Source organism: Halorubrum vacuolatum, from assembly GCF_900188065.1.
GTDB classification, from domain to species: Archaea; Halobacteriota; Halobacteria; order Halobacteriales; family Haloferacaceae; genus Halorubrum; species Halorubrum vacuolatum.
This window is the reverse complement of record NZ_FZNQ01000007.1, coordinates 66,181-78,531: the sequence shown is the minus strand read 5'-3', so window position 1 is coordinate 78,531 and position 12,351 is coordinate 66,181. Positions and strand designations below refer to the sequence as shown.

11 protein-coding genes, 1 tRNA gene and 1 pseudogene are annotated in these 12,351 nt (G+C 66.4%); 4 read left to right on the top strand and 9 right to left on the bottom strand.

What is annotated here, in order from left to right:
- The first annotated feature begins 268 nt into the window (after nucleotides 1–268).
- Entirely contained in the window at nucleotides 269–451 is a 183-nt protein-coding gene (locus tag CHB65_RS08415) for a hypothetical protein (protein ID WP_089384618.1), read from the top strand.
- A gap of 240 nt (nucleotides 452–691) precedes the next feature.
- On the opposite strand, the gene CHB65_RS08410 is transcribed toward CHB65_RS08415, so the two are convergent.
- Nucleotides 692–765 (bottom strand) — tRNA-Lys (locus tag CHB65_RS08410).
- A 121-nt stretch (nucleotides 766–886) separates the two neighbouring features.
- Between CHB65_RS08410 and CHB65_RS08405 the strand changes: the two genes are divergently transcribed.
- Nucleotides 887–2,251: a M20/M25/M40 family metallo-hydrolase gene (locus CHB65_RS08405; RefSeq protein WP_089384617.1), complete on the top strand. Its 1,365-nt coding sequence runs from the start codon at nucleotides 887–889 to the stop codon at nucleotides 2,249–2,251.
- A gap of 23 nt (nucleotides 2,252–2,274) precedes the next feature.
- On the opposite strand, the gene CHB65_RS08400 is transcribed toward CHB65_RS08405, so the two are convergent.
- The 5 genes from CHB65_RS08400 to CHB65_RS08380 all read right to left on the bottom strand — a co-directional run bounded on the left by CHB65_RS08400 (nucleotide 2,275) and on the right by CHB65_RS08380 (nucleotide 7,301).
- Nucleotides 2,275–2,937 carry a DUF7119 family protein gene (locus tag CHB65_RS08400; protein ID WP_089384616.1) on the bottom strand — a complete coding sequence of 221 codons (663 nt, stop codon included), beginning with the start codon at nucleotides 2,935–2,937 and terminating at the stop codon, nucleotides 2,275–2,277.
- Between the two features lie 96 nt (nucleotides 2,938–3,033).
- Nucleotides 3,034–3,411: a DUF7126 family protein gene (locus CHB65_RS08395; protein ID WP_089384615.1), complete on the bottom strand. Its 378-nt coding sequence runs from the start codon at nucleotides 3,409–3,411 to the stop codon at nucleotides 3,034–3,036.
- On the bottom strand, nucleotides 3,411–4,328 hold the full coding sequence (gene guaA, locus CHB65_RS08390) for a glutamine-hydrolyzing GMP synthase (protein ID WP_089384614.1): 918 nt from the start codon (nucleotides 4,326–4,328) through the stop codon (nucleotides 3,411–3,413). Before guaA ends, CHB65_RS08395 begins: the two co-directional genes overlap by 1 nt.
- The gene (locus CHB65_RS08385) at nucleotides 4,328–5,983 is read right to left on the bottom strand and encodes a CTP synthase (protein WP_089384613.1); all 1,656 of its coding nucleotides are present in this window, start codon (nucleotides 5,981–5,983) and stop codon (nucleotides 4,328–4,330) included. Before CHB65_RS08385 ends, guaA begins: the two co-directional genes overlap by 1 nt.
- A gap of 133 nt (nucleotides 5,984–6,116) precedes the next feature.
- Nucleotides 6,117–7,301 (bottom strand): metal-dependent hydrolase family protein, encoded by a 1,185-nt coding sequence (locus CHB65_RS08380; protein WP_179213620.1) that lies wholly within the window; start codon nucleotides 7,299–7,301, stop codon nucleotides 6,117–6,119.
- 320 nt (nucleotides 7,302–7,621) lie between these two features.
- Here CHB65_RS08380 and CHB65_RS08375 point away from each other — a divergent pair.
- Nucleotides 7,622–8,011 (top strand): annotated as a pseudogene (locus tag CHB65_RS08375) (YegP family protein); the annotation flags it as partial.
- Between the two features lie 82 nt (nucleotides 8,012–8,093).
- Here CHB65_RS08375 and CHB65_RS08370 read toward each other — a convergent pair.
- On the bottom strand, nucleotides 8,094–8,480 hold the full coding sequence (locus CHB65_RS08370; RefSeq protein ID WP_089384611.1) for a cupin domain-containing protein: 387 nt from the start codon (nucleotides 8,478–8,480) through the stop codon (nucleotides 8,094–8,096).
- Nucleotides 8,481–8,558: 78 nt separating this feature from the next.
- On the opposite strand from CHB65_RS08370, the gene CHB65_RS08365 reads away from it, so the two are divergent.
- On the top strand, nucleotides 8,559–9,737 hold the full coding sequence (locus CHB65_RS08365) for a CBS domain-containing protein (protein ID WP_089384610.1): 1,179 nt from the start codon (nucleotides 8,559–8,561) through the stop codon (nucleotides 9,735–9,737).
- 13 nt (nucleotides 9,738–9,750) lie between these two features.
- Here CHB65_RS08365 and CHB65_RS08360 read toward each other — a convergent pair whose 3' ends face one another.
- Together CHB65_RS08360 and flaJ are read right to left on the bottom strand one after the other, a co-directional pair.
- Nucleotides 9,751–10,482 (bottom strand): hypothetical protein, encoded by a 732-nt coding sequence (locus CHB65_RS08360; protein WP_089384609.1) that lies wholly within the window; start codon nucleotides 10,480–10,482, stop codon nucleotides 9,751–9,753.
- Between the two features lie 112 nt (nucleotides 10,483–10,594).
- Nucleotides 10,595–12,331: an archaellar assembly protein FlaJ gene (flaJ, locus tag CHB65_RS08355; protein WP_089384608.1), complete on the bottom strand. Its 1,737-nt coding sequence runs from the start codon at nucleotides 12,329–12,331 to the stop codon at nucleotides 10,595–10,597.
- Nucleotides 12,332–12,351: the final 20 nt, after the last annotated feature.

Here is a 12,351-nt window from a genome sequence, read left to right as displayed (position 1 = left end):
CGCGGTTGGCGCGGTCCGGTGAGCGCCCGAAGGGCGTGAACCGAGCGCGAGGGAGCAGTCGGCGGACCGCCAAGCGGTGCTGGCGGTCCGCCGGCTGCGAGGCTGGGGAGGGCTGAGGCTGTGGGGAACTGAGGCTGCGATTGAGGGGGTGGCACCGGGAGCCGATCTGACGGGGCTATCCAAGCGCTCCAGTGAGCGATCTCTCGTCTGTGCGTGAGTGACACACATCCGTGGCAGCTACTTGTATACTGTCGTGGTAGTGCAGGGTATGTCAGGACCGTTAACCTGTCCCCAGTGCGGCGAAACGATCGAATCGGCGGACGATCTCGAAAGCGAAGAGGTATCCGAGATGGAGGTCTCGGACGACGGATCGATCAGCGTCTACAGCAGTAACAAAACGTTCTTCCGCTGCCGAAAGTGCCGGACCGCGATGGGCGTCGGCCACTCTTAAAAGTGGGAGCGTCAACACAACCACAGCAGGGCCTACGCAACCGTGTCGATTCATAAACGCCCGGTTCTATCGACAACCAATATCCTCTCTTCGTTTAAACAGAGAATCTGCTTGCCGCGAGAAAGCGAGCCGGGAGGGATTCGAACCCGATGGCGAGACTCGCTCCGCTCGTCTCGCGTAGTTCGAATCCCCCCCTCTTCGACAACCTCGCGGCTCGCGGGGTTGCTCGCCGCGAGAAAGCGGGCCGGGAGGGATTCGAACCCCCGACCGTCCGGTTAAAAGCCGGACGCTCTCCCTAACTGAGCTACCGGCCCGCACTCCTCCCTAGCGCCAGCGCCCTCATAAGCGTTTAGAAAGGGGGGCAGTCGACGCCGCCGATCCACCCACCCCACCCCGACCAGAACCGTTAGGGCCGCCGACCGCATCGCCGCGACCATGGAGTTCGACCTGCGCCGATTCACCGACCGGCTCTGCCGATTCCGGTCGACCGCCGGCGAGGAGGCCGCGGCCGCCGACTGGCTCCGCGACCGCCTCGACGCCCTCGGGTTTCACACGTACACCTGGGAGGCCGACGCCGACCTGCTCGCGGCCCATCCCTCCTTCCCCGACGACCCCACAGCGATCGACGTCGAGGACCGCCGAAGCGTCGCCGGCGTCCTCGCACTCGGCGAGGCACCCCTCGATCCGACGGCTGCAGATGCACCCGACACCGAAGCCGCCGGCGACGAGTACCCGACGATCGTCTGCAACGGCCACCTCGACGTCGTGCCCGCCGAGGCCGACTCGTGGGAGAACGACCCGTTCAAACCGACCCGCCACGGGGGCGATCAGGATGAAGACGGCGAGAGATTCGAGGGAACCGACCCCGGTGAGACGCTGACCGCACGCGGGGCCACCGACATGAAATCGGGGGTCGCCGCGTGTGTGGGCGCCGCCCTCGACGTGCGCGAGGCGGTCGAATCCGGGGCGCGCGATCTGAACCTCCGAATCGTCGTCGAGGCCGTCGCGGGCGAGGAGGACGGCGGCTACGGCGCGGCGACCGCGGCGCTTGCGAACCCCTATCCGTTCGAGCGCGACGCGGCGATCGTCGCGGAGCCCACGGACCTGACCCCGGTGATCGCCTGCGGCGGGAGCCTCATGGCCCGGCTGGAACTGACCGGCCGGAGCGCCCACGCCGCCGCGCGCTGGCACGGCGAGGACGTCCTCCCGCGATTCGAACGGATCCGCCGGGCGTTCATGGAGCTCGAAGCCGAGCGCGCCGAGACGCACGCTCACCCGCTGTATGAGGACTTCCCCGTCCCGTATCCCGTCGTCTGTGGGACCGTCCGGGCAGGATCGTGGGCCTCCACGGTCCCGGCATCGCTGACCGCCGAGTTCCGGATCGGCGTCGCCCCCGGCGAAACCGTCGCCGAAGCGGAGCGGACCTTCCGTGACCGACTCGACGCCATCGTCGCGGACGACCCGTGGCTCCGCGACCATCCGCCGACCTTCGAGCGCTTCTCCGTCCAGTTCGAGCCCTGCGCCATCGACCCCGACGAGCCGATCGTCGAGGCCGTCCGGGCTGGGGCGAAAAAAGCGGGGGTCCCGGACGCGGAACCCGCGGGGGCGACCTACGGGGCCGATTCGCGCCACTTCGTCGACGCCGGGATCCCGGCGGTCCTCTTCGGCCCCGGCGACATCCGAGAGGCGCACTACCCGAACGAGTCGATCCGCTGGAGCGAGGTGGAGCGGGGTCGTGAGGCGATCGCGGCGGCCGTCATGGCGTTCGCGGAGATGGACAGAAACGGCGGGGGGAGATAACGAACCGAGGTCGGGGGGCTCGCTCAACTGTCCGTCGAAAAGTACGTTTCGAGCGCCTCCCCGGCGATCGCTCCGGGATCGGCGTTCGCCATCGACGCCCGACGGCGGAGTTCGACGTACGCATCCACCGGGAGCTGGACGGTCAGTTCGCCGACGTCGACGCCGCGCTCCGAAAGCGCGGTGACGGCGTCGGTCCCATCATGGACCGCCGAGACGACCGACCGGACCTCCCGAACGGTGAGATCGGCATCGAGCGTCGCCCACGCGAGCAGGTAGCGGTCCGTGCCGGCGACGCGGGCGACGTGTTTCGCCGCGCTCGGCGCGATATCCCCGCGGGCGACGTGGCGGCGGATCGCCTGCGGGAGGTCGTGGACCCGCGCCCACTTTCTGATGAAGGAGACGGAGACGCCGTCACCGGCCCGCTCGGCGGCCGCCTTGTATGACCCGACGCCGCGCACGAGCGCGGCACAGGCGGCCGCCCCGCGCAACATCAACACGTGGTCCCCGTCCGCGACGTCCCCGGTCGCGAACCGACGTACCGTCTCCGCGGCGAGCGCGACGCTCTCTGGGTCATCGGGATCAAATCCGACCGCCTCCGCGGCCCGCTCACCGGTGATCTCCGGGTCCGCGCGAACGACGGGCGATCCGACCGGCGAGCGACGGTCACCGCCCGATTCCTCGGTCATACGTGATCAAACGTCGCCTGATACATAAGCGGGGGGAGCGTGGGCAGAAGCCGCAGGTGATTCGGACGGCATGAACATGACGCGTGGTGGGAGCGATCAGTCGGTCGCTTCCTCAGGCGCCGTCCCGACGCCCTCACCGGTCGCCTCCGCGACCAGCTCCTCGGCGACGACCCCCACCGGAACGAGGTCGGGGTCGACCGCGAGATCGGTCACGCGGGCGGCATACGCCGGGAGGGAGCGGCCCGAATAGGTGACCGCCCGGACGGCGGGGTTGTGCTCCTTCGCGACCGCGAGCGCGGCCGCCTCCGACATCTCGGTGACGACGACGACCGCGGCGTCCGCAAGGCCCGCGTCCGTCATCGTCTCGCCCGTGACCGGTACCGCGACTCGGGTGATCGTCACGTCGAGCGCCTCCAGTTCCTCGCCGAGGCCGTGCGGGTCGTCGCCGACCACGAGCATGGTGAGTCCCGACATCACTCGTACTCGATCGTCGCCGGCGGCTTGTGGGTGACGTCGTAGACGACGCGCGCGACGTTCTCGTTCTCGCCGGTGATCCGGCTCTGGATCCGCTGGAGCGTCCCCCAGTCGATCTCCTGGGCGCGCGCGGTCATTCCATCACGGCTCTCGACGGCGCGGACGGCGACGACCCATCCGTGAACGCGGTTGTCGCCTTTCACCCCCGTCGCCTTGCCGAGGACGGCCCCGAACGCCTGCCATGGCTCGTACTCCTCCAGTTCCTCCTCGACGACGTGGCAGGCCTCGCGGGCCACCGCCGCCTTCTCCGGGGTCACCTCGCCGACGACCCGCACCGCCAGCCCGGGACCGGGGAAGGGCATCCGCTCGGAGACGACCTCCTCCAATCCGAGCGCGCGGGCGACCTCGCGAACCTCATCTTTGTAGAGGTCACGCACCGGCTCGACGATCCCCTCGAAATCGACGACCTCGGGGAGGCCACCGACGTTGTGGTGGGATTTGATGTTCCCCTCCGATTCGATCCGGTCCGGGTAGATCGTCCCCTGCACGAGGTAGTCGGCGTCGACCTCGCGGGCGACGTCCTCGAACTCCGCGATGAAGCCCTCGCCGATGACGTGTCGTTTCTCCTCGGGGTCCGTCACGCCCGCGAGCCGCTCGAAGAAGCGATCCTGTGCCTCGATCACCCGCAGGGAGTCCATGAACGAGAACGTCTCGCGGATCTCGTCGGTCTCGCCTTTACGCATGAGCCCCGTGTCGACGTAGACGGGGGTGAGTCGGTCGCCGATCGCTCGGTGGGCGAGCGTCGCGGCGACCGAGGAGTCGACGCCGCCCGAGAGCGCGATGACGGCGTTGGCGTCGCCGATCGCCGCCTCGATCTCCGCGACCGCCTCGTCGATGAAGGTGTCCGTCTCGACCATTATATCGTGGCGTCCGCGTTCCGCTCGGTTGTGTCCGTCGATTCGAGCGCCGCCTCAACGAGCGCGACAAATGGGGGACTCGCCCGGTCGGGTCGCGACCGGAACTCCGGATGCGCCTGCGTGCCGAAGAAGAACGGGTGATCCTCGCGTTCGAGGATCTCCATCCGCCGACCGGTCCGACCCGAGAAGCGGAGCCCCTCGGTTTCGAGGTCGGCGATGTACTCGGGGTTCACCTCGTAGCGGTGGCGATGCCGTTCCGTACAGGCGGTCGCGTCGTACACCTCGGCCGCGAGCGTGTCCGGTTCGATCTGCGTCTCATGGGCGCCGAGCCGCATCGTGCCGCCCATCTCCTCGGTCTCGTGCTGTTCGGGAAGCAGGTCGATAACGGGGTACGGGGTCTCGGGATCGAGTTCGGCCGAGTGCGCCCCTGTCATGCCGAGCACGTTACGCGCGTGTTCGACGACCGCCATCTGGAAGCCGAGACAGAGCCCGAGGAACGGCACGTCGTTCTCGCGGGCGTGGCGAACCGCGTCGATCTTCCCCTCCGTCCCCCGTGAGCCGAATCCCCCAGGGACGACGACGGCATCAGCCGCCTCCAGTCGTTCGAGGTGGTGATCGCGGGTCTCGTCGGCGTCGACCCACTGGACGTTCACCTCCGTCTCCATCTGGATACCCGCATGCTTCAACGCCTCGTAGATCGACATATAGGCGTCCTCTAAGGCGTACTTGCCCACGAGCGCGACGTCGATCTCGTGGGTTCGCTCGCGGGTGACCAGCTCGCGCCACTCCGTCGACCGCTGTTCGCGCGGGAGCGCCTCGTCGGTCAATCCGAGCCGTTCCATCACGTACTCATCGAGGCCCTCGTCCTCGACGGACAGCGGGACGTGATAGATGTCCTCGACGTCGGGATTCGAGAAGACGGCGTCGGTGGGCACGTCACAAAAGAGCGCGATCTTCTCTTTGACGTCCGGATCGAGCCGTTCGGCACAGCGCCCGACGAGCACGTCCGGTTGGAGCCCGATGGAGCGAAGCTCCTTGACGGAGTGCTGGGTCGGTTTCGTCTTCTGCTCGCCGTTTTTCGAGTACGGAACGAGCGTGACGTGCGTAAAGAGGATGTCCTCTGGGTCCTCCTCGTGGGAGAACTGTCGAAGCGCCTCGAGGAACGGCATCGACTCGATGTCGCCCACCGTCCCGCCGATCTCGACGAGACAGACGTCCGAGCCCTCGGCGGCCTCCCGGATGCGCCGTTTGATGTCGTCGGTGACGTGCGGGATGATCTGGACCGTCTTGCCCAGGTAGTCGCCGGCGCGCTCGCGCTCGATGACGTGTTCGTAGGTCTTTCCGGTCGTGACGTTGTGATCGAAGGTCATGTCCGTCCCGAGGAACCGTTCGTAGTTCCCCAGGTCCAGATCGACCTCCCCGCCGTCTTTGAGCACGTACACCTCGCCGTGCTCGTATGGGTTCATCGTCCCGGCGTCGACGTTGAGGTAGGGATCGACTTTTACGGCGGTCACGTCGAAGCCCGCGTTGGCGAGGAGTCGGCCGGTGCTCGCGGCCGTGATTCCCTTGCCCAACCCGGACATGACGCCCCCCGTCACGAAAACGAACTTCCGACCCAGCGAGGGGTCGTACCCCGTATCGGGATCCGTCGGCATACCGACCGTGGGGTAGGGGCCAGCAAAACCGTTTCGGAGGGACCGGACCGCGTGAACGGGTGTCAAGATCCGGGAGCGATCACGGCGGGAAAACCGCGACCTTGAACCATCGCGTCCGGCGCGATGGATACCCTCAGACGACTCGCTCGCCGCCGAAAAATACCGACTCGGGCTCGGCCCACGCGCCGGCGTCGGCGTTCGGGTCGCCCCCGAGCACGACGAGGTCGGCGCGATAGCCGACCGCGACCCGTCCGGTGTCCGCCAAGCCGAGCAGTTCGGCGGCGTTGACGGTGGCGGCTTCGAGCGCCTCGGCGGGTGAGAGCCCGTACTCGACCATGTAGGTCAGCTCGCCGGCGATGCCCTCGAAGGTGTTGAACGGGGTTCCAGCGTCGGTCCCCATCGCGATGGTGACGCCCGCGTCGATGGCGTGTTCCCACGCGTCCGCGAAGGCATCCGTGGCTTCCTCGGCCTTCTCGACGGCATCCGCGGGGATCCCCGCCTCGATCCCGTTGTCGACGATGCCGTGTAACGCGCTCGCGGTCGGGACCCAGTAGGTACCACGGTCGGCCATCAACTCGGCCGTCTCCCGGCTCATAAACGTCCCGTGTTCGATGCTCGTGATCCCCGCACGAACCGCGTTCGCGATCCCCTCGTCGCCGTGGGCGTGGGCGGCCGTCGGGGTGTTCGTGGGGGCGGCCGCGTCGGTGAACGCCGCCAGCTCCTCGGGGGTGAGTTCCGGCGCGCCGGTGACCGCTCCCTCGGTGAGGACGCCGCCGGTCGCCATACACTTGAGGACGTCCGCGCCGGCTTTGAGCTGCTCGCGGGCCGCCTTGCGGACCTCGGCGGGGCCGTCCGCCTCCCGGCCGAACCAGTGGCCGTGCCCGCCGGTCATGATCACGTTGTGTCCGCAGGCGACGACGCGGGGGCCCCTGAGTACCCCGTCTTCGACGAGCGCGCCCGCATCGAGCGCGAGCGTCCCACGGGCACCCAGATCGCGCACCGCAACGACGCCGGCGGCGAGCGCCGCACGGAGGTTCTGGGCGGCCCGAAAGCTCGCCGTGAAGTCGCTCTCGCCGACCGCCGTGGCGACGTCCGGGCGGCCGTCCATCATCACGTGGACGTGGGCGTCGATGAGCCCCGGCGCGACGACGTTCCCGGAGACGTCGACATGGGTGGGCTCCTCCCCGCCCGCTGCCGCTTCAGCCGCTTTCTCCGCGGCGTCCTCGCCGACGGCGACGACCTCCCCGTCCGCGAGCGCGACGTCCGCCCGTCGCGTGCCGTCGACGTCCGCCACCTCGCCACCGGTCAGTACGTACATACCCGATAGCTCCCCCGGAGAGGGCCTAAATGGTTGGATCGCGGAACCCCGGGGCGACAGTCATCCCGACAAGGGAGTCGGAACGGTGACGGTCCCGTGCACCTGCCGGAAGCAGCGTATCAAACGGGGTAGTCAGGTAACCAGACTGTTATGTTTTCAAACAGACGGTGTCGAAAACCGGCCACATCGGTGAGAGCAGGGCTATCACGAAGCGTGGAGAATGTGGGTGGTTATCACAAACATATATAAATGATCGGAGGAGTATCGGAAAGAACATGGCAGATCAGACACCATCCGGTCCGCTTGCGGGCCTGTACGCGGGGCGAATCGGCGAGCCGACCGGCGACGATGGCGACGCGACCGTCGAGATCTACGAGGACAACGCGGGCGAGTGGCGCTGGCGGCTCATCCACCGGAACGGCAACCTCATCGCCGACTCCGGCGAGGGCTACGCCTCGAAAGGTGGCGTCGAGGACGCCGTCGAACGGCTTAAGCAGTATGCGGCCGACGCGGACATCCTCGATGTCGGGGCCGCCGCCTTCGAGATCTACGAGGACAACGCGGGCGAGTGGCGCTGGCGGCTCCGCCACCGGAACGGCAACGTCGTCGCCGACTCCGGCGAGGGCTACGGCTCCCGATCCGGGGCGGTTGAGGCCGTCACCAACGTGAAGGCCCACGCGCCCAACGCCGGCGAGGAGACGGTCGAGTAGGCCCGCAAGCGCGACCGGGGTGCCTTCTATTTATATATCCGGCCGTCCGGTCGGGATCGGTTTATATACTATCGCGATACCGTCACTCCACGAGTTCGATCTCGTCGTCGCCGTTGGGGACCGCACAGAGGAACGCGCCGGGCTCGTCGTGCTCGTTGCGGTACCAGTGTTCGACGCCGGCGGGGATCAGAAGCGAATCGCCGGCCGAGACCGTGTATTCCTCCTCGTCGATCCCGACGACGTACTCGCCGGCGAGGACGTACTGTTCGTGTTCGACCGCGTTGGTGTGCCGGGGGACGGACGCACCGGGGGCGAGTTCGAATCGACGGATCGCGAAGTTCGGCGCGCCGTCTGCGGCGTCGATCAGCACGCCCTTCGTGAGTCCCTCGGCGGCACCGACCGGTTCGTAGTCGATGTCGTCGCCGCGTTTGATCACGGCCGCTGGCTCGATATTGGATGGTTCGGTCATACCGATGGATTCGAACACACGGTATATAAACAGCCGTCCACCCGACGTTTAAAGCGACGCCGGCCCCAACCGAACGACATGCGAGGCATTCACGTCGGATCGGCGTTCGGGATTCCGATCCGGCTCAACTGGACGTTTCTCATCGTCTTGCCGTTGTTCGCCTTTCTCATCGGCTCCGAGGTCGCGGCGATCGCGGATCTGATGAACGAGACGATGGGCGTCGGCATCGACGTCGCGGCCGTGAGCGCCGGCTACACTCCGTGGCTGCTCGGACTCGCGGCCGCGCTCGGACTGTTCGGCGGCGTCCTTCTCCACGAGTTCGGTCACTCGCTCGTCGCCATGCGCTACGGCTACGAGATCGAGTCGATCACCCTCTGGCTGCTCGGCGGACTCGCCAACTTCGCGGAGTTCCCCGAGGACTGGAAACACGAGTTCTGGATCGCCGTCGCCGGCCCGATCGTCAGCGTCGCCGTCGGCGTCGGTTGTTACGTCGTCTTCGTGCTCGCGCCTGCGGGGGCGAACGCCACCCTGTTCGTCTTCGGCTATCTGGCGCTTTTGAACATCGTGCTCGCCGTCTTCAACATGCTACCCGCGTTCCCGATGGACGGCGGACGGGTGTTGCGCGCGCTCATGGCCCGGAATCAGCCGCACGCACAGGCGACCCAGCGGGCCGCGGCCGTCGGCAAGGTGTTCGCGTTCATGATGGCGATCTTCGGGCTGTTCGCGTTCAACGTGATCCTCATCCTGCTCGCCTTCTTCATCTACATCGCCGCCTCCGGGGAGGCCCAACAGACCGTACTTAAAGCGGCCTTCGAGGACGTCCGCGTCGACGACGTGATGACCCCACGGGAGCAGTTACATACCGTCACCGAGGAGACGAGCGTCGCCGAGTTGATGGACCGGATGTTCCGCGAGCGGCACACGGGCTATCCCGTCCTGCACCGCGACGACCTCGTCGGCATGGTGACCCTGGAGGACGCCCGCGAGGTCCGTGAGGTCGAACGCGACGCCTACCGCGTCGGCGACGTGATGGTGACCGAGATCGCCTCAGTCACGCCCGAAACCGACGCGTTGGAGGCCCTCCAGCTGATGCAGCGCCACGGCGTTGGACGGCTGCCGGTCATCGACGCGAACGGCGACCTCGTCGGACTTATCTCCCGATCTGACCTGATGACGGCGTTCAACGTCATCCAGACGGGTGGAACACCGAGCGCGCTCCGGGGACGCTCGGCGGTCGAGGACGGACGGATCTTATAACTACAAGAACGGGTCAGTCACGGGCTCGAACCGTGAGAAGTGGTTTGCCCGTGGTCGTCGCGAGTTGTGATTGAACGGTCCCGAAGACCCGCTCCCGGAGGTTTGGCTGCGTCTCGCTCAAAACAATGAAGTCGTACTCGGCGGCTTCAGAAAGGATGACATCGAGGCGATCACGGTCCGTCGATTGGTCCCACGTCAGTCGCTCACGGTCGATTCCGAGCGCAGCGAGGTGATCCACCATGCCTCGAAGCATGTACTCCGTTGAATCAGACAACCGTTCGTCCTGATCCTCGACGGCGTGGAACAAGCGGAGTTCGACGCCGGTCTCGCCGAACAACGTTCCGAGGGTGGTAACCATCCGTTCGAGATCGGCATCCGGTTTCACGAGGACGATGCCGCGTGTCGTCCCCGACGGCGGCGGTTCCGTCCCGGGGATCAGGACGGATTGACACGCATACTGGTTGGTCGCTCTATCGATCAACTCCCGACGGTCCCTGGTGAACACCAACTGCGTCCGTACCTCGACGTCTCGATCCGAGAAGCGATCCGCAACGGCCTCCAATCGCTGTTTGGCTTCGGTTCCGAACTGGTTGCGGGCTTGACTGGCCGTCGTCTGCTCCGGGATGGGCCAGTACCCGAGCAGGACGGCTTCCGCCAGCGGCAACGTCTCGATAAGGGGTCCGCCGAGCGAAACCGTCCCCGAGACATCGATCGGGATGAGCACCCGATTAAGCGCTGTTTGCATGGGCCAGGGTTTGCCATCCGGACACAAGTATCATTCGACAAATAAGTGTTAACGGATTGCAACGCGCCTCCATGCCGGTTATCAGCCGGATGGCGATCGGAGCGCCACCACCTCAGATCGTCAACAGCGCGTTGACGAGCGTCCGGGTCGCGATGGCGGTGAGCGCGCCGAGCCACGTGAGCAACACGAAGTGGATGTAGCCGTTCGCCGGGTTGCCGCCGTCGATCGTGCGGATCATCTGGGAGGAGAGCGCGGCGTTGAAGATGACGACCGTGAGGAGCAGGTACTCGATGAGCGGAATGTCGTACGCGCCGGGGTAGATGATCTGGCCGATATCCATCTGATCCAGCTCGAAATCCGCGGACAGCTCGGCGAGGATCGCGACGATCTCCAGCCCGATGAAGAACGCGAACGTCGCCGCCGCCGTGATCCCGTAGATGAGTCCGATGAACGTCACCGCTGCCTGCCGGCGCTGTTCGCGAAGGTTGTTGACGGCGCTCATGTTCTTCGAGATCAGCTCACCGAGCTGTTTCGGCTCCCCACCCATGCGGCGGGCGACGAGGTACATCTCGGAGAACTTCTGGATGAGATACGAGCGCGTATCCCGTGAGAACGCACGCCACGCCCCCTCGGTACTGATCCGCATGTTGAGCCGCCGGTACAGCCGGGTGATCGCCGGCGAGAGCGTCCCGAAGTCCTTGTCACGGAGCGTGGTCAACACGTCCGTCGTCGTCGACTGCTTCGCGCTCTCGGTCGCCCCGAGCGCCCGAATGAAGGAGGGGAACTCCTCGTCGCGGGCGGTGATCGCCTGCTCTTCGCGCCGAAGGACGAACCCCGTCACGATGAGCGGCGTGATCGGCACCGCCAGATACAACGGGAGCCGAACGGTGTCGAGGAAGAACAGGAGCCCCGGCAAGCCCGGTCCGTACCCGAACATGCCCGCGGCGGTGATCCCGATGAGCAGAAGCGAGGCGACGCCGCCGAGGACGAGCGACCCCCAGAGTTTGAGATCGCCGGGCGAACGCTCCTCGGGGTGATACCAGATGGGGTCATGCGGCGATATCGCACGGATCGCGACGAAAAAGCCCAGCTGGACGAACACGAAGAGGACGATGACGGCCGCGACCATCGCGGTCGGGTCGTTGCCGGTGAGGATCGGGAGGACGATGGCGAAGACGAGCGCGAACGTCACCGAGAGGATCATCGACATGTAGAGGTCCTTCATCACCTCCAAATTCGACAGCGAGGACTCATACAGCGTCTCGTACTGTGAGAGCATCACGTCCTGTTCGGAGACGAGAAAGTCCTCCAAGGGCTGACCCGCCCCGAGCGTGTAGCCGAGCCGATCGAAGAAATCGCCCATCGCCTCGGAGGGGACCTTCTTCGCCCGACGGCGACACGCGTCATCGAGGCTCTGGTTCCACGTATCCACGAGGTGAACGATCCGGCCGATCTCCTCGGCGGCGACGCCGTACTCCTCCTCGGCCGCGAGCGTCCGAAACACCTCCATGCGGTCGATGTTCGTCGTCGACAACACGGTCATATGTGTCATCACGAGGTGGAGCTGGTTGTCGATGTGGTTCTCCCGGCTGGAGAGGTAGATCTTCGGGTAGACGACCGCCGAGACGACCGCCAACCCCCCGATCATCGGGATGGGAACCCGCGCGGCGAGCGGCAACGGCGCGAAGAGGCCCGCGAGGACGGTGACGCCGAACAGCGCGACCGCCGGCACGAGGACGTAGCCGAGATACTGGCGTTTCGAGATGTCGAGCTGGTCGTACGACTCCAACAGCTCGGAGGTGACCGCCATCGCGGTCGCGACCGAGTTTCCAGCCTGTTTTACTGACATGGGAGCGAGATCACCATTGG